Annotated in this window: 16 protein-coding genes, 1 tRNA gene, 1 other RNA gene and 1 pseudogene; 10 read left to right on the forward strand and 9 right to left on the reverse strand. The window is 64.4% G+C overall.

Annotated elements, in window-relative coordinates:
- Positions 1–53: 53 nt before the first annotated feature.
- On the reverse strand, positions 54–1,211 hold the full coding sequence (gene rnd, locus IEX41_RS12475) for a ribonuclease D (RefSeq protein ID WP_188790591.1): 1,158 nt from the start codon (positions 1,209–1,211) through the stop codon (positions 54–56).
- 235 nt (positions 1,212–1,446) lie between these two features.
- Between rnd and IEX41_RS12480 the strand changes: the two genes are divergently transcribed.
- Positions 1,447–1,647 (forward strand): hypothetical protein, encoded by a 201-nt coding sequence (locus tag IEX41_RS12480; protein ID WP_188790592.1) that lies wholly within the window; start codon positions 1,447–1,449, stop codon positions 1,645–1,647.
- Here the strand turns inward: IEX41_RS12480 and purN are convergent.
- Positions 1,634–2,230 carry a phosphoribosylglycinamide formyltransferase gene (purN, locus tag IEX41_RS12485; protein ID WP_188790593.1) on the reverse strand — a complete coding sequence of 199 codons (597 nt, stop codon included), beginning with the start codon at positions 2,228–2,230 and terminating at the stop codon, positions 1,634–1,636. The genes IEX41_RS12480 and purN overlap by 14 nt on opposite strands.
- Positions 2,227–3,273 carry a phosphoribosylformylglycinamidine cyclo-ligase gene (purM, locus tag IEX41_RS12490; RefSeq protein WP_188790594.1) on the reverse strand — a complete coding sequence of 349 codons (1,047 nt, stop codon included), beginning with the start codon at positions 3,271–3,273 and terminating at the stop codon, positions 2,227–2,229. Before purM ends, purN begins: the two co-directional genes overlap by 4 nt.
- 224 nt (positions 3,274–3,497) lie before the next feature.
- Between purM and ssrA the strand changes: the two genes are divergently transcribed.
- The 8 genes from ssrA (at position 3,498) to IEX41_RS12530 (ending at position 9,326) form a co-directional block, all read left to right on the forward strand.
- Positions 3,498–3,847, forward strand: a transfer-messenger RNA (tmRNA) gene (gene ssrA, locus IEX41_RS12495).
- A gap of 184 nt (positions 3,848–4,031) precedes the next feature.
- A complete protein-coding gene (locus IEX41_RS12500; RefSeq protein WP_188790595.1) occupies positions 4,032–4,688 on the forward strand; it encodes a DUF1194 domain-containing protein in 657 nt (218 codons plus the stop codon).
- A gap of 49 nt (positions 4,689–4,737) precedes the next feature.
- On the forward strand, positions 4,738–6,006 hold the full coding sequence (gene chrA, locus IEX41_RS12505; protein WP_188790596.1) for a chromate efflux transporter: 1,269 nt from the start codon (positions 4,738–4,740) through the stop codon (positions 6,004–6,006).
- An 88-nt stretch (positions 6,007–6,094) separates the two neighbouring features.
- Positions 6,095–6,571 carry an SspB family protein gene (locus IEX41_RS12510; protein WP_188790597.1) on the forward strand — a complete coding sequence of 159 codons (477 nt, stop codon included), beginning with the start codon at positions 6,095–6,097 and terminating at the stop codon, positions 6,569–6,571.
- 18 nt (positions 6,572–6,589) lie between these two features.
- Complete coding sequence (locus IEX41_RS12515) at positions 6,590–7,225, forward strand: class I SAM-dependent methyltransferase (protein WP_188790598.1); 636 nt, start codon at positions 6,590–6,592, stop codon at positions 7,223–7,225.
- Between the two features lie 103 nt (positions 7,226–7,328).
- Complete coding sequence (fumC, locus tag IEX41_RS12520; protein WP_188790599.1) at positions 7,329–8,723, forward strand: class II fumarate hydratase; 1,395 nt, start codon at positions 7,329–7,331, stop codon at positions 8,721–8,723.
- A 202-nt stretch (positions 8,724–8,925) separates the two neighbouring features.
- Positions 8,926–9,102: a DUF4169 family protein gene (locus IEX41_RS12525; protein WP_188790600.1), complete on the forward strand. Its 177-nt coding sequence runs from the start codon at positions 8,926–8,928 to the stop codon at positions 9,100–9,102.
- Positions 9,099–9,326 carry a ribbon-helix-helix domain-containing protein gene (locus tag IEX41_RS12530; protein WP_188790601.1) on the forward strand — a complete coding sequence of 76 codons (228 nt, stop codon included), beginning with the start codon at positions 9,099–9,101 and terminating at the stop codon, positions 9,324–9,326. The genes IEX41_RS12525 and IEX41_RS12530 overlap by 4 nt, the downstream gene beginning before the upstream one ends.
- A gap of 109 nt (positions 9,327–9,435) precedes the next feature.
- Here the strand turns inward: IEX41_RS12530 and lipA are convergent, their stop codons facing one another.
- On the reverse strand, positions 9,436–10,386 hold the full coding sequence (gene lipA / locus IEX41_RS12535) for a lipoyl synthase (RefSeq protein ID WP_188790602.1): 951 nt from the start codon (positions 10,384–10,386) through the stop codon (positions 9,436–9,438).
- Positions 10,387–10,887: 501 nt separating this feature from the next.
- Between lipA and IEX41_RS12540 the strand changes: the two genes are divergently transcribed.
- Positions 10,888–10,973: transfer RNA gene (locus IEX41_RS12540), tRNA-Leu, on the forward strand.
- 578 nt (positions 10,974–11,551) lie between these two features.
- Here the strand turns inward: IEX41_RS12540 and IEX41_RS12545 are convergent.
- The 5 genes and pseudogenes from IEX41_RS12545 to recA form a co-directional block, all read right to left on the reverse strand.
- Positions 11,552–11,839 carry a DUF1330 domain-containing protein gene (locus tag IEX41_RS12545; RefSeq protein WP_188790603.1) on the reverse strand — a complete coding sequence of 96 codons (288 nt, stop codon included), beginning with the start codon at positions 11,837–11,839 and terminating at the stop codon, positions 11,552–11,554.
- Between the two features lie 2 nt (positions 11,840–11,841).
- Complete coding sequence (locus tag IEX41_RS12550) at positions 11,842–12,126, reverse strand: DUF1330 domain-containing protein (RefSeq protein ID WP_188790604.1); 285 nt, start codon at positions 12,124–12,126, stop codon at positions 11,842–11,844.
- A 2-nt stretch (positions 12,127–12,128) separates the two neighbouring features.
- Positions 12,129–14,801 (reverse strand): alanine--tRNA ligase, encoded by a 2,673-nt coding sequence (alaS, locus tag IEX41_RS12555; protein WP_188790605.1) that lies wholly within the window; start codon positions 14,799–14,801, stop codon positions 12,129–12,131.
- A 187-nt stretch (positions 14,802–14,988) separates the two neighbouring features.
- A pseudogene (locus IEX41_RS21885) lies at positions 14,989–15,171 on the reverse strand (DM9 repeat-containing protein); the annotation flags it as partial.
- A 250-nt stretch (positions 15,172–15,421) separates the two neighbouring features.
- The gene (gene recA / locus IEX41_RS12565) at positions 15,422–16,510 is read right to left on the reverse strand and encodes a recombinase RecA (RefSeq protein ID WP_188790606.1); all 1,089 of its coding nucleotides are present in this window, start codon (positions 16,508–16,510) and stop codon (positions 15,422–15,424) included.
- Positions 16,511–16,592 lie beyond the last annotated feature (82 nt).

The following is a 16,592-nucleotide window of genomic DNA, read 5'->3' on the forward strand; positions in this document are numbered from 1 at the left end:
TGCCTTCAGAACGATCGTCCTGACGGACTCTGTCGCGTCAGGGCAGCAGCGCCTCAGATCTCGATAACCTTCACATCGCGGCCCTTCACGCCAAGCGCCAGCTTGCCCTCGCACAGACGCAGGGCATCTTCGCCGAACACCTCGTGACGCCAGCCGGTCAGCGCCTTCAAGTCGCGCATCCCGGCGGCAATGGCATCGAGGTCGGCCGCCGGCGCGATCAGCCGCGCCGCCACGCCCGACTCCTCGGTGCGCGCCTTGAGCAGCACGCGCAGCAGATCCGCCAGCGCCGGGTTCACCTGCAGCTGGTCGCGGGATATGTCGGGTTTCGGCAGCTGCTCTTTCGGACACTCCTGCCCCGCCTTCACCGCAGCGAGGATGCCGTCGGCAATCGCGCCCTTGCGGGCCTCGCGCAGCAGCAGGCGCGAACGGCCAAGGTCTTCCATGTTGGCGGGCTTGGTCGAGGCCAGCTCGCTCAGTGCGTCGTCCTTGAAGACCCGGTTGCGGGGGATGTTGCGCGATTGCGCATATTCTTCGCGGAACGCCGCCAGCGCCTGCACGATGGCAAGGAAACGCGGGCTGGACGACCGGGTCTTGACCCGCTGCCACGCATCCTCGGGGCGGGTGACGTAGGTTTCGGGGTCGGTGAGCACGCCAAGCTCTTCGGCCACCCAGCGGGCCCGGCCGGATTTCGCCAGCTCGGCGGCAAGGTATTCGTAGATCACCCGCAGGTGCGTCACGTCAGCAAGGGCGTATTTCTTCTGCGCGTCGGTCAGCGGGCGGCGCGACCAGTCGGTGAACCGCGAGCTCTTGTCGAGCGTCGCCTTGGCGATGCGCTTGACCAGGGTCTCGTAGCCCACCTGTTCGCCGAAGCCACAGACCATGGCCGCGACCTGCGTGTCGAACAACGGGTCGGGAATGACACCGTGGTCGATGAAGAAGATCTCGAGATCCTGCCGCGCCGCATGGAAGACCTTTACCACCGACGTGTCACGGAACAGTTCGAGCAGCGGCTCGAGTGACAGGCCGTCCACGAGCGGGTCGACCAGAACGGCGTTCTCGTCGCCCTCTCCGGGATAGGCCAGCTGGATCAGGCAGAGCTTGGAATAATAGGTGCGCTCGCGCAGGAATTCCGTGTCCACCGTGACATAGGGCGTTTGCGCGGCCTCGGCGCAGAAGGCTGCCAGCTCTTCGGTGGTGGTGATGGTCTTCATGCGGGCTCCGGGGTCTTGCAGGATCTGGGTTTCAGATCTCCTACACCCAGCGGATGGCGAGGCAAAGGGGGCTGCGAGGAATGGACGCGGAGTGATGCATCGCCGCAGTCCCTTAAGGGCAATTCATCAACAAGGATGATACCCAATACATCAAACATTCATTTTCAATATGCGCCGTCGGTCTCTACCTGATCCTCACACGCCCCGCTGCCAGTTCCCTGTCGGAGACCACGCTATGACGATTCTCGATACGTCTTCCCTGCCCCGCAGAAGCGTTGCGCTCACGCCGCGCGCCGCTGCCTCGGTCCTTGCCGCCGTTGCATTGCTGATTGTGCTGGGAGTGCCTGCCCTGACCGCGCCTGACGCCGATCTCGATAACGGAAACTGGCGCGGGAATTCTGCGGGCGCTATCGCCCGCGACGTCAGGCTTCGCTGAGGCGCAGCATCTCGCGGTTGCCGCCCGCGAAACGCCGCAGAACCGCCGGGTAGAGGCGGTGTTCCTGCACCAGCACCCGCGCGGCCAGTGCGTCGGGCGTATCACCGGGCAGGACCGGCACCGTCGCCTGCCCGAGGATCGGGCCATCGTCAAGCTCGGCGGTAACCTCGTGCACGGTGCAGCCGTGTTCGGCATCGCCGGCCTCGAGCGCACGGGCATGGGTGTGCAGCCCTCGGTACTTGGGCAGCAGCGACGGGTGGATGTTCAGCATCCGCCCTTCCCAGCGGCTGGTGAAGCTGCCGGTGAGCACCCGCATGAAGCCCGCCAGGCACAGGATATCCGGCGCGGCATTCTCGAGCTCAGCCTGAAGCGCCTCCTGAAAGGCCTCGCGATCGCCGCCGAAGGGCTTGTGATCCACCACAGCCGTGGGAACGCCCCGTTCTGCAGCGCGTGCAAGCCCGCCCGCATCCGCCTTGTTCGACAGGACGAGGCAGGGGCGCGCCGGATGATCGCCGGTCATGCTGTCGAGAAGCGAGACCATGTTGGACCCGCCCCCCGAGATGAAGATGGCGACGCGTTTCACTTGAGGCTACCGGTATAGCTGACGCCAGCTCCCTCGGTGATGGTGCCAAGATCGAACACCTCGTGGCCCGCCTCGGCAAAGGTGGCGCGCGCAGCTTCGGCCTTGTCTGCCGGGACCACGGCGATCATGCCGATGCCGCAGTTGAAGGTCTTGAGCATCTCGGCCTCGGCGATGTTGCCCTGTGCCGCGAGCCAGCCGAAGATCGGCGGCAGCGCCCAGGAGCCAAGGTCGATGGTCGCGCCGCAGCCCTCGGGCAGCACGCGCGGCAGGTTCTCGGTCAGGCCGCCGCCGGTGATGTGGGCCAGCGCATTGACCTGCCCCGCCTTGACCGCCGCGATGGCGCCCTTGACGTAAAGCGTGGTCGGCGCCAGCAGCGCCTCGCCGAGCGAGCCGTCGCCCCAGGGGCAATCGGCATCCCAACCAAGGCCGGACATTTCCACGAGACGGCGCACGAGGCTGTAGCCGTTGGAATGTACGCCGTTCGAGGCAAGGCCCAGCAGCACGTCGCCGGGGGCAACTTCATGCGGAAGATCCGTGCCGCGCTCCATGGCACCCACCGCAAAGCCTGCAAGGTCGAAATCGCCAGCCGGGTACATGCCCGGCATCTCGGCGGTCTCACCACCGATGAGGGCGCATCCCGAGCGCACGCAGCCCTCTGCGATGCCCTCGATCACGCGCGCGGCGCTGTCGGTATCAAGCTTGCCCGTGGCGAAGTAGTCGAGGAAGAAAAGCGGCTCCGCACCCTGGCAGACCAGGTCGTTGACGCACATGGCGACAAGGTCGATGCCCACGCCGTCCACGAGGCCGGTGTCGATGGCAATGCGCAGCTTGGTGCCCACACCGTCGGTCGCCGCCACGAGGATCGGATCCTCGTAGCCCGCGCCCTTCAGGTCGAACAGCGCGCCAAAGCCGCCGAGCCCGGACATGGTGCCTGCCCGCGAGGTGCGTTTCGCCGCAGGCTTGATCCGATCCACGAGCGCATTGCCCGCATCGATGTCCACGCCTGCATCTGCATAGGTGATGCCGTTCTTGCCGTCGCTCATAACGCCCTCCGGATGTCTTGCGCGCGGCTTTAGCGCATGGTTGCCTCGAAGGAAAGCGCCAAGGACGCCCTTCGCCGATCCAGGCCGCGAAGGACGGAGGCTGCGTATTTGGAAAGAGAAGAAGAGCCCCTGTCCTTCTTCTCCGCCTCAGGACGCCTGCTGGAGACCTCCTGACACCGCCAGCGGCGCGCGTTGCCAGTAGACGGTGCGATTCATTCAGTTTGCCCCTTTGAATCCGTCCGAAACCTGCCTATATTCAGATCGTTCCCACGGGAACTATGGGCATAAACGCGCATGTAATAAGCGGATCGGACCCGGGGGCGGTACCCGGCGGCTCCACCATAAAACCCTCGTTGGGGGAGGCATGGGGCCGAAACAGGATCGACGAACGTGTAAAGATGTAGCTTTGTCCCGGTGAGATACCACCGTTATCGGTTCACAACGCATAATTGCCAACGACAATCATGCTCCGGTCGCAGTTGCTGCGTAAGCAGTAACAAGACCGAAATCTAAGTCCTTGCGCCTAGCAGCGTAAGGCGGGGTTCGCAGGCACCTGGCAACAGAAGCCTGCACTTTCCCCATTTTTTGGACTGGCAGTTTCTGGACTGGCTGAGTTTTCGACCGGCAGTGCACGGGGCGGTCACTTAGGGTCCATGCATGGGGGGGCCTGCGTGTACCGCCTGTATCGGACCGCCTGAAGACTACCGAAGCATCGCGTGATGATTGACCGGATGGCAAGCGCCTGCCAGCATCGCCGAATGCTGCGTTGTCTGACCATCTGCTACGGCCTTGTCGCCGCCGCGCCCGCGCCCGGCTGCGAGACAGCACTGTTGCTGGCTATGGATGTTTCGAATTCGGTCGATGTGGCCGAGTACAGGCTTCAGACCGATGGGCTTGCGCTGGCGCTGGCGGATCCTGACATCGCCAAGATCATGACAGATGGACAGGTTGCGATAGCAGTCATGCAATGGGCCGGTGCAGAGCGTCAGCAGCTCAGCATCGACTGGACCCGGATCGCCGATCGTGAGGCGCTGAGACAGCTTGCCGCACGGGCGTCTGCGATGGAGCGCGCCTTCGTCCTGTCGGACACGGCCCCCGGCGCGGCGCTTGATGCCGCGATCACACAGTTCGGGCGCGCCCCGGACTGCCAGCGCCGGATCATAGACGTGTCGGGCGACGGAACCCCGAACGCAGGTCCAGCTACCGAGGCCGCGCGCCAGAAGGCGCAGCGCGCAGGCATCACCGTCAACGGCCTTGCCATAGAGGCGCAGGGCCATGGCGTTGCCATCACCAATTTCTACCGCCGCAGACTTATCACCCGCGACGGCTTCGTCATGACCGCCCGGGGGTTCGAGAGCTTTGCCGAGACCCTGCGTCGCAAGATCCTGCGGGAAATCTCGCGTGTTACGGGCTGAGCCGACCAAGCGTCACACCCTTGTCACAGTGCGCGGGCATGGCGGCTGAATGACGCGCCTTTCCGACATCTTCCGCGCCTTCGGGCGCATCGGCTTGCTGAGCTTCGGCGGCCCCGCCGCCCAGATCGGGCTGATGCACCGCGTTCTCGTGGACGAACGCCGCTGGCTGAGCGAGGCGCAGTTCCTGCGCGCCCTGTCCTTTTGCATGCTGCTGCCCGGCCCCGAAGCCATGCAGCTGGCCACCTGGGCCGGCTGGAGATTGCGCGGCACCGTAGGTGGCCTTCTTGCCGGCACCCTCTTCGTTCTGCCGGGCGCCACGGTGATCGCGGTCCTCGCGGCGCTTTACGCCAACTATGGCACCCACCCTCAGACCGAAGCCCTGATGCTCGGGGTCAAGGCGACGGTCATCGTCATCGTCGCGCAGGCGCTTTACCGGCTGGGGCGCAAGACGCTCAACGGGGCGACCTCGGCCACCATAGCCGGGCTGACCTTTGCCGCGCTGGTGTTGTTTTCGGTGCCCTTCCCCGTCGTCGTGGCACTGGCGGGGCTTTATGGCTGGCTGGCCACCCGGGAGCAGGCAGATGCGCCACCCGAAGCGACGCCTCATTCTGCGCCCACCTTGTCGCTGATCGTGCTCTGGGCTGCCCTTTGGCTCGCGCCCCTACCCCTTCTGGCGCTGACCGGGCAGACCCTGCTATTCGATCTTGCGGCGTTCTTCGCCAAGCTGGCCGTGGTATCCTTTGGCGGGGCTTACGCGGTGCTGGCGTGGATGGCGCAGGAAGTGGTGCAGATCCGCGGCTGGCTGTCACCGGAGCAAATGGTCGACGCGCTGGGGCTGGCGGAAACCACCCCCGGCCCGCTGATCCTGGTGACCCAGTTCACCGGGCAGCTCATCGGGCAGGAAGCGGGTGGCCCCGGTCTGGCGATTGCGGCGTCCCTGCTGACGCTCTGGATGACCTTCCTGCCGTGTTTTCTGTGGATCTTTGCCTTTGCGCCACACCTCGAGCGGCTTCTGGCCCGGCCACGACTGAAGGGCGCTCTGTCGGCAATCACCGCAGCAGTCCTTGGCGTCATTGCCAACCTGTCCCTATGGTTCGCCATCCACGTGCTGTTCTCCGAAACACTGTCTGCTCCGCGCCCCTTTACCACCACCTTGCCGATCTGGAGCAGCCTGCGCCCCGAGGCCGTCGGACTGATCGTGCTCGCGGGGCTGCTGCTGATCGTGGCGCGGCGGTCGGTGCCGGTGACGCTGGTTGTCATGGCGCTTGTCGCGGCGGTAATCATGCCCCTTGTCGGGGGCATTCCGGCCACCCCCTGACGACACATCGGAAATTTCCCGTCGCAAAGCCTTTTCCTCGCCGTCAAATCGAATAAGGTACAGGGCCAAAGACACAAGGGTTAGTGGCATGTCCCGCGGGATCGACTACGGCAATCTCATGCACCGCGCCATGCGCGGGCTTATCAACGACGTGCTCCTCGACGTGGCCGAGCGCGGCCTTCCCGGCGAGCATCATTTCTTCATCACCTTCGACACACAGCATCCTGACGTGGAGCTGGCCGACTGGCTGTCGGACCGCTACCCGGGCGAGATGACCGTCGTGGTCCAGCACCGGTTCGACGATCTCGACGTCACACCGGATGGATTCGCGGTCACACTGAGCTTCGGCGAAGCTCCGGAGCGGCTCTATATTCCATACGATTCGATCCGCACCTTCGTGGACCCATCGGTGGAATTCGGCCTGCGCTTCGAAACCCACGAGGATGAAGAGGACGACGAAGACGACCCCACCCCGCCGGACGACGGCCCCGGATCGCATGATGGCGATGACGGGCCCCGGCAGGATGCCGAGGTCGTCCGGCTTGACGCATTCCGCAAGACCTGAGGTGCCGCGGAGGTGACGATGCGCCCCGCACCGCCTCCACCGCGTGGGGACCGCATCCCGCGCAACAGCGCTCGGCTGTCGCAGGCGCTTCAGCTTGACGATGACGCACGGCTGTTCCTGCGCGAGGCGATGAAACGTCCGCAGGCGGTGTCGGCGCTGGTGCCATCATCGCAGAAGCTTGCTGCCGCCATGGCGGCGCAGGTGCCGGCAGGCCACGGCCCGGTGGTTGAACTTGGCCCCGGCACCGGCAAGATCACCCGCGAGATTCTGGCACACGGCGTGTCCCCGCGCGACCTGCACCTCGTGGAGGTAAACGACCAGTTCGTCACCCTTCTGAGGGATCGGTTCCCCGAAAGCCGGGTTCACCATTGCGGGGCAGAGGCGGTATCGACGCTGCATCTGCCGCCCCTGCGCGCGGTGGTCTCGGGCCTGCCGATGCTGTCCTTCCCGGCCCGCCTGCAGGCGCGCATCCTGCGCTCTGCCTTCCGCAGCCTTGCCCCCGGTGCGCCGTTCATCCAGTACACCTATGGCCCCACTGTCTCAGTCTCGGGACGGGTGATGCGCGCGCTCGGGCTGCAGTCCCGGCGCAGCGCAATCGTGTGGGGCAACCTGCCGCCAGCACAGGTGCTCCTGCTGCACAGGGCGACCCGGTGACCGCCTTTTCACAGGCCATGTTAACGGTATCCATTGGTATACAGCCTTGCCTTTCCCGCGTCGTCGGGTAAGACGAAGGCAAACGTGTTCATAGGAGGTTCCCGTGACCCAGACCCGTACCGAAACCGACAGCTTCGGCCCGCTCGAGGTACCCGCAGACAAGTACTGGGGCGCGCAGACCCAGCGTTCGATCATGAACTTCCCCATCGGCTGGGAAAAGCAACCGGTGCCGATCATTCGCGCGCTTGGCGTGGTCAAGAAGGCCTGCGCCATGGCGAACAAGGCCAACGGGTCCATGGATGCGGAAATCGCCGACGCGATCATCGCCGCAGCCGGTGAAGTCATCGAGGGAAAGTTCGACGACAACTTCCCGCTGGTGGTCTGGCAGACCGGGTCCGGCACCCAGTCGAACATGAACGCCAATGAGGTGATCTCGAACCGCGCGATCGAGATGCTGGGCGGTGTGATGGCATCGAAAAAGCCCGTTCACCCGAACGATCACTGCAACATGGGCCAGTCGTCCAACGACACCTTCCCCACCGCCATGCACGTGGGCATTGCAATGCAGGCCCGTGACGTGCTGCTGCCGGGCCTCGAAAAGCTGGCTGCCGCGCTGGAAGCCAAGTCCGAGGCGTTCAAGGACATCATCAAGATCGGCCGCACCCACACGCAGGATGCCACCCCCCTGACGCTGGGTCAGGAATTCGGCGGCTACGCTCACCAGGTCCGCAAGGGTATCGAACGCGTCAACGCCTGCCTGCCCGACATCTACGAGCTCGCGCAGGGCGGCACCGCCGTCGGCACCGGACTCAATACGAAAAAGGGCTGGAGCGAGGCCGTCGCCGCCAACATGGCCGAGATCACCGGCCTGCCCTTCGTCACCGCCCCCAACAAGTTCGAGGCGCTGGCCGCCCATGACGCCATGGTGATGTTCTCGGGCGCGCTCAAGACCGTTGCCGCGTCGCTCTTCAAGATCGCCAACGACATCCGCCTGCTGGGCTCGGGCCCGCGCTCGGGCCTTGGAGAACTGATCCTGCCGGAAAACGAGCCGGGCAGCTCGATCATGCCAGGCAAGGTGAACCCGACCCAGGCCGAGGCGCTGACCATGGTCTGTGCCCATGTCATCGGCAACGATGCCGCCGTGGGCATGGCTGGCAGCCAGGGTCACTTCGAGCTCAACGTCTACAACCCGATGATGAGCTACAACGTGCTTCAGTCCATGCAGCTTCTGGGCGATAGCGCGTCCGCCTTCACCGACAACATGGTGGTGGGGATCGAGGCGAACGAGACCCGCATCGACCAGCTGATGAAGGAATCGCTGATGCTGGTGACCGCCCTGGCGCCGACCATCGGCTACGACAACGCCACGAAGGTCGCCAAGACCGCGCACAAGAACGGCACCACCCTGCGCGAAGAGGCCGTGGCACTTGGCTTCGTTGACGAGGAAACCTTCGACCGCGTGGTGCGCCCCGAGGACATGATCGGCCCCAAGGACTGATCTGCAGCGCTCGTGCGAGACAAGACAATCAAGGGGCGGGCCTTCGGGTCCGCCCTTCTTCTTTCCAGCGCAGCCTCATGATAACATCGGCCAAGCTGGACGATCACGCCGATCTCTGCCCAGCCCGATGGCGCCGGCCCTCGACGGCACGGCCCGGCACGGGCATATTGAGCTTTTCCGCAATCAGCCTAGATGGTCTGCCATGAGCAAGGTTATCAATCTCAACAAGATGCGGAAGTCCCGCGACAGGACTGCCCGCAAGCAGCAGGCGGACGAGAACGCCGTGCTGCATGGCCGCACCAAGGCTGAGAAGGCGCGCGATCAGGCCCAGGCCGAAAAGGAACTGCGGCACCTCGACGGGCACAAGACTGAAGAATGAGCGGCCCCCCTGTCAAACGTTCGCTCAGCCTGCGCGGTCACCGGACATCAGTGTCTCTGGAAGAGCCGTTCTGGCACGAGTTCCGCGCCATCGCGCAGGCCGAGGGCAAGGCAATCAACGCTCTTGCCGCCGAGATTGACGCCACGCGAGAGCTTGAGACCGGTCTGGCCTCGGCGATCCGGGTCTATGTCCTCCAGAAGGTGAAAGCCCGCGCTGCCAACTGAGCGAGAACAAATTCCTTGGAAAGGAATTTGCATGCTCGGCCCCGCTGTCGCGCCAGGAAAAAGGGGGCACCTTGGCCCCCTTTCCCCATAGTCCCATGGCTCGCGCGGATCAGACCTGCGCGAGCTTGGCCTCGCGCGCGGACCGCAGCCGGGCAAAATCGTCGCCAGCGTGGTAGCTTGACCGCGTGAGCGGCGTCGCCGAAACCATCAGGAAGCCCTTGCCAAAGGCCGATTTCTCGTACTGGGCAAACTCGTCCGGGGTGACGAAGCGATCCACCGCGTGGTGTTTTGGCGTCGGCTGCAGGTACTGGCCGATAGTCAGGAAGTCGATCTCGGCAGCGCGCATGTCGTCCATCACCTGAAGCACCTGCGCGCGGTCTTCGCCAAGGCCGACCATGATGCCCGACTTGGTAAAGATCGACGGATCCAGTTCCTTGACCCGCTGCAGCAGGCGCAGGCTGTGGAAGTAGCGCGCGCCCGGGCGTACGTCCGGGTAGAGGCCGGGGACAGTCTCGAGGTTGTGGTTGAACACGTCAGGCTTGGCCGCCACCACGGTTTCGAGAACCGAGGGCGCGCATTTCAGGAAGTCCGGCGTCAGGATCTCGATCGTGGTCGCCGGCGAGCGGTGACGGATCGCGCGGATGGTCTGGGCAAAGTGCTCGGCCCCACCATCATCGAGATCGTCACGGTCCACCGAAGTGATCACAACGTGATTCAGCCCCAGCTTCTGGACCGCGTCAGCCACCCGGCCCGGCTCGAACACGTCGAGCGCATCGGGACGGCCCGTGGCGATGTTGCAGAACGAACAGCCGCGGGTGCAGATGTCGCCCATGATCATCATGGTGGCATGGCCCTGATTCCAGCATTCGCCGGCATTCGGGCAGCCTGCCTCCTCGCACACCGTGACAAGCTTGTGCTCGCGCATGATGCGGTGGGTTTCCTGGTAGCCTTTACCCGTCGGCGCCTTGACCCGGATCCAGTCCGGCTTCTTGGGCTGCGGGTTGTCCTTGCGGTGGGCTTTTTCCGGATGGCGCTGGGTCGGGATCTTCAGATCGCGCACGGCTCTCTCCCCGTGATAACGGATGGTTTGGTATTGAACTATATAGAAGGCCGGGGGGCGTTACCACCCGCGACGCACGAAGACTGCACGCCTCACGGGTCTTTGTACCGCATCGCCGTGCGCTTGTGCAGCCCGGTCTTCCGCATGGCTTCGCGCGGCCGAGATGACATGGCAGTTGCAGCGTGGACGACTGCGCGTGATGCCTGGAGCATGCAAGGACCGAGAGGTGTCCCCGGAACGTCGACGTCTTCCCTGCGTCGATCGGGGTACTTCCTGCAGCGGCGCGTACCTTGCCATTCGTGGGCATCGGGCTGGCGCAGGCTTTGGATCGATGAAGGCCGCGTATGATCGCGCCGTTTCGTCCTGCCTCCGCCGTGTAGCGGCAGCCTGTCCACCGTAAACGGACCTGTGGCGCATCCTCACGCGCCGCGATGTTTTGACCGGACAAACCCAGCTTTGGGCTGGACGATCCTCGTCCCCTTCGCTAGATCTCTCTCACGAGCGGGCGTGGCGGAATGGTAGACGCGACGGATTCAAAATCCGTTTTCCGAGAGGAAGTGTGGGTTCGAGCCCCACCGCCCGTACCATCCCCCATATTAACAGATACCAGCCACTTACCGACGCGCATCAGGTGCAGAGCCAACGCGATTCTGCAGACCAATAGACATATCCTGTTACCGCCGCACGATGATGCGAGGGGCGACACGTTTGGCCTGCGCCGCTGCAAAACTTTGGAATACGGGCATGAAGGCGGCGGCTGCTCAGGACAGGGCAAGTCGGAGACTTGAGCAGATGGCAGCGTCTCATCCCAACAACCGGGCTTTTCGACAGCCAGCATTGCAACTGTATTAGTCTCTATCGATTTGGGCCCAAGGTGCGCATAAGCGTCTGTCAGCTCGCCCCGCAGCCCGTGCGTGACTGCATCCTGCAAAGTTAGGTCCGGCCGTGCGGAGAGTGGGCACATCGACAGCTCTGCCGTTCGAGCGTAGAGAGCGGCGGTAGAACAGGGCTTCGCGAGCGCCTCAAAGGTCCTGCCGCAACCTAGCAACGACCGCTCGCGCCGCACACGCTACCCGACCCTAAAGGGTAACCACAGGCTTCATCTCGCCAGCCCGCTGTGGCGGGCGGCAGCACTATAGTGCGCTACCCAAAGGCCGCGAGCACCTTACTCGGAGGTTTCCACCACCAGAAGTTCGCGCTCGGACGCGCCACGGGCGTGGCTCATGGCTTCCTGGTATTCCGGAGAATGGTAGCAGGTCTCGGCAGCCTCGACGCTGGGGAACTTTGCCACCACGTTGCGCGCCCGCTCCTTGCCCTCGAGCTGCACGTAACGTCCGCCACGGGCGATGAAAGTGCCGCCGTGCTTGGCGATGGCCGGGCCCGCAAGCGCGGCGTAACGGCCATAGGCCTCTTCGTCAGTGACGGTAACATGGGCGATCCAGAGGGCGGGCATGGTCAGACTCCTTCGACGATGACAACGCTGCGCGTCGAGGCGCGCAGGGCGATAGGCAGGATGCGTTGGTATTCGGGCGAGTTGAACCAGCGCTCTGCTGCGATGCGGCTGGGAAATTCCAACACCACGTGGCGCGAGGGCGCGTCGCCCTCCATCACCATCTGGGGGCCGCCCTTGACCAGGAACCGCCCGCCGAATGCTTCGGCGAGCGCGACGGTCTGCCTGGCATACCGTGCATATTCCTCAGGATCCGTAACCTCGATCCTGGCGATGACGTAGGCGGGCATCCTCAGCCCGCCGCCAGGACGGCTTCGGCCGCGGCAATGGCCGCATCAGCCTGGCTGGCGTCCTTCGCCCCACCTTGCGCGAGGTCCGGACGGCCGCCGCCGCCCTTGCCACCAAGCGCCTCGACCGCGGCCTTAACGATGTCCACCGCCGACAGGCTGGCGGTCAGATCCTCGGTCACGCCTGCCGCAACGGCGACCTTGCCGCCGGTGTCGGCAATCAGCAGCACCGCGCCCGAGCCGAGCCGCGCCTTGTGCTCGTCGATGAGCGGCGGCAGGTCCTTGCCTTGCACGCCCGACAGCACCTGAGCAACAAAGGCCGTGCCACCCACATCGCGTGTTGCCGGGCCTTCGCCCGCGCCGCCCGACATGGCGAGATCGCGGCGCAACTGCGCCACCTCGTTCTCGAGCTTGCGGCGTTCGTCCAGAAGCGACGCCACACGGGTGACCGCATCGGGGCCGTGGGACTTCAGCAGGCCCTCGATCTCCGACAGTGCCTTGTCACGGCCCCGAAGCTCGTCCATCGCGGCTTGACCGGTCAGCGCCTCGATGCGGCGCACACCTGCCGAGGACGCGGTTTCCGAGGTCAGCACGAAGGTGCCGATATCGCCGGTCTGCGCCACGTGGGTGCCGCCACAAAGCTCGAGCGAATAGGTCTTGCCGTCGGCGCCCTTGCCGGAGCCGTCCAGCGCACCCATGGATACCACGCGGACCTCGTCGCCGTATTTCTCGCCGAAGAGCGCCTGCGCACCAAGGTCACGGGCATCGTCCGGTGTCATGATGCGTGTGTTCACGACACTGTTCTGGCGGATGTAGTCATTCACCTCCACCTCAACCCGCGCGACCTCTTCCGGGCTCAGTGCCTTGGCATGGCTGAAGTCGAAGCGCAGACGATCCGGCGCGTTGAGCGAGCCGCGCTGCGCCACGTGATCGCCAAGCGCACGGCGCAGGGCCTCGTGCAGCAGGTGCGTGGCCGAGTGGTTGGCGCGGATCTTGCCACGGCGGGCGTGATCCACCTCCTGCGCAACCGCCTCACCCTTGGTGAAGGTACCCTGCTTGATGGTCACCGCATGGGCAAAGACTTTGCCATCACCCATTTTCTTGGTGTCGGTGACTTCCGCCAGATCGTGCTCGTCCTCGAGCCGGCGCAGCCAGCCGGTATCCCCGACCTGGCCGCCGCTTTCACCGTAGAAGGGCGTCTGGTTCATGATGATCCAGCCGCTGTCACCGGCGGACAGGCTGTCGACCTCGGCACCATCCTTGACCAGCGCCAGCATCTGCGCTTCGGCGGTCTCCGTGTCGTAGCCAAGGAAATCGGTGGCACCGTGCTTGTCGGCGATCTCGAACCAGATGGCGAGGTCGGCGGCTTCGCCGGAGCCCGACCATGCGGCGCGCGCCTTGGCCTTCTGCTCGGCCATGGCGCTGTCGAAGCCACTGGTGTCCACGGTGCGCTCGCGCTCACGCAGCGCGTCCTGCGTGAGATCGAGCGGGAACCCGTAGGTGTCATAGAGCTTGAACGCCGTCGCGCCGGGCAGCGCGGCACCGTCCGGCAGGCCCACAAGCTCCTCGTCGAGCAGCTTCAGTCCCCGGTCCAGCGTCTGCTTGAAGCGGGTTTCCTCAAGTTTCAGCGTCTCTTCAATGAGCGGCTGCGCCCGGTGCAGTTCCGGGTAGGCCGCGCCCATCTGGCGCACGAGCGCCGGGACAAGGCGGTGCATGACCGGATCCTTGGCCCCCAGCATGTGCGCGTGGCGCATGGCGCGGCGCATGATGCGGCGCAGAACATAGCCGCGTCCGTCATTCGACGGCATCACGCCATCGGCAATCAGGAAGGACGTCGACCGCAGGTGATCCGCGATCACCCGGTGGTGGGTCTTGCCGGGGCCATCGGGGTCGGACGACGTGGCATCGGCCGACGCCTCGATCAACGACCGGATGAGGTCCGTCGCGTAGTTGTCGTTGGTGCCCTGAAGCAGCGCTGCAACCCGTTCGATGCCCATGCCAGTGTCGATCGACTGCATGTCGAGAGCGCGCATGGAGCCATCCTCGAACTGCTCGTTCTGCATGAAGACGAGGTTCCAGATCTCGACGAAGCGGTCGCCATCTTCCTCGGGCGATCCGGGAGGGCCGCCCCAGTACTGCTCGCCGTGATCGAAGAAGATCTCGGTGCAGGGGCCGCAGGGACCGGTCGGCCCCATCATCCAGAAGTTGTCGTTGGTCGCGATGCGGATGATCCGGTCCTCGGGGACGCCGACGGATTTCCAGATTTCGGCCGCCTCGTCATCGGTGTGATAGACCGTGACCAGCAGGCGCTTGGCATCGATGCCGAGCTCCTTGGTGACGAGGTTCCAGGCGAAGGGGATCGCTTCGCGCTTGAAGTAGTCACCGAAGGAGAAGTTGCCCATCATCTCGAAGAAGGTGTGGTGCCGCGCGGTGTAGCCGACATTGTCGAGATCGTTGTGCTTGCCCCCGGCGCGCACGCATTTCTGCGCACTGGTGGCGCGGGTGTAATCGCGCGTCTCGACCCCGGTGAAGAGGTTCTTGAACTGCACCATGCCCGAATTAGCAAACATGAGCGTGGGATCGTTGCGGGGTACGAGCGGGCTCGAGGGCACGATCTGGTGCCCCTGCTTCTCGAAATACCCCAGGAAGGTAGAGCGGATGTCGTTCAGGCTCGTCATGGGTGTCCTTGGCGGTGTTCCTGGCTGGCAGGTGTCTCAGCGTTCCCGGCTGGTGTATCCCCCTGCCCGCGCCCTGTCCATAATCCAAGGTCAGATTCCCGCCAGAGCGGTGTTAACGACCAGACCGCATCCCGCATGCGCCCCGCCAGGACAGCCACAGGAGGCCGGATAACGGCACCCGGGCCTGTCAGGGGATCAGGAGAACATATTGTCCCACGATGCTCTCCCGCCCGCTGTAGCCGATGTTGCAACCTTCACAGCGCGCACGGATCTTGCCCGGATGCCAGCCGCCCTTGGCCCGCGCGACGCAGGCGTATGGCGCCCGGCGGTCTGCCTCATAGCCGGCCCAGAATGCACAAGGCGGAATGGCCCCGTCTTCGCTGTATGCGTTTGAAAAGGTATCCGCTCAAAGCGTGACGAGGCTCACAACGAGGAACAGCGCTGCGAGTGGGTCGGCAATCGCGATCACTCTCTGAAAAGGACAAGAGCGCCGCCGCGCTCATGTCCTTGTGAGCAGTTTCCAGAATGACCGCAAAGCCCGTGTGACAAGGATGCCCTAACGCAAAACGCCCCGCCGGGGTCGGCGGGGCGTGGGTCAGATCGCGGTGTGAGCTGGGCAATCAGCCTTCGACGAGGTCTCCATCATCATCACGGCCCTGCTTCTCGTCATCGGACATGTGGAAATCAAGGCCATGCGCCGCGCGAATCTTGTCCTCGATCTCCAGCGCGATGCGCTGGTTTTCCTTGAGGAAGGTCTTGGCGTTCTCACGGCCCTGGCCGATACGCTCGTCCCCGTAGGAATACCACGCGCCCGCCTTGTCCACGACACCCGCCTTGACGCCAAGGTCCAGCATTTCACCGGTCTTGGAGATGCCCTCGCCGTACATGATGTCGAACTCAACCTGCTTGAAGGGCGGCGCCACCTTGTTCTTGACCACCTTCACGCGGGTCTGGTTGCCGACGACCTCGTCGCGGTCCTTGATCGCGCCGATGCGACGAATGTCGAGACGCACCGAGCTGTAGAATTTCAGCGCGTTACCGCCAGTGGTGGTCTCGGGCGAGCCAAACATCACGCCGATCTTCATCCGGATCTGGTTGATGAAGATCACCATGCAGTTGGACCGGCTGATCGAGCCGGTCAGCTTGCGCATGGCCTGGCTCATCAGGCGGGCGTGCACGCCCACGCTGCTGTCGCCCATGTCGCCCTCGAGCTCGGACTTCGGCGTCAACGCCGCCACCGAGTCGACCACGACCATGCTCACCGCACCCGAGCGCACCAGCGTGTCGGTGATCTCGAGCGCCTGTTCGCCGGTATCGGGCTGCGAGATCAGCAGCTCGTCAAGGTCAACGCCAAGCTTCTTGGCGTAGTGGGGATCAAGGGCATGTTCTGCGTCAACGAAAGCGCAGACGCCGCCTTTCTTCTGTTCTTCGGCCACCGCGTGCAGGGTCAGGGTGGTCTTGCCCGAGCTTTCGGGGCCATAGATCTCGATGATCCGGCCCTTGGGGAGGCCACCGATCCCCAGCGCGATGTCGAGCCCCAGAGAGCCTGTCGACGTGGCCTCAATGTCCTTCATGGCGTTGTCGCCACCAAGTTTCATGATCGAGCCCTTGCCGAACTGCCGTTCGATCTGTGCCAGCGCCGAGTCGAGCGCCTTTTGCCGGTCTGCGTTGCGCTTGCTGTCCATATTGAGAAGATCTGCCGTTGCCATGGGATTTGGATCCTTATTCCACACCGCGTCCGAGGCGGCAATTGCTGCTTTCGTTCACCTCTTGTTCCCAAGCCATATGGGA

Source organism: Salipiger pallidus (genome assembly GCF_014643635.1).
GTDB lineage: Bacteria > Pseudomonadota > Alphaproteobacteria > Rhodobacterales > Rhodobacteraceae > Salipiger > Salipiger pallidus.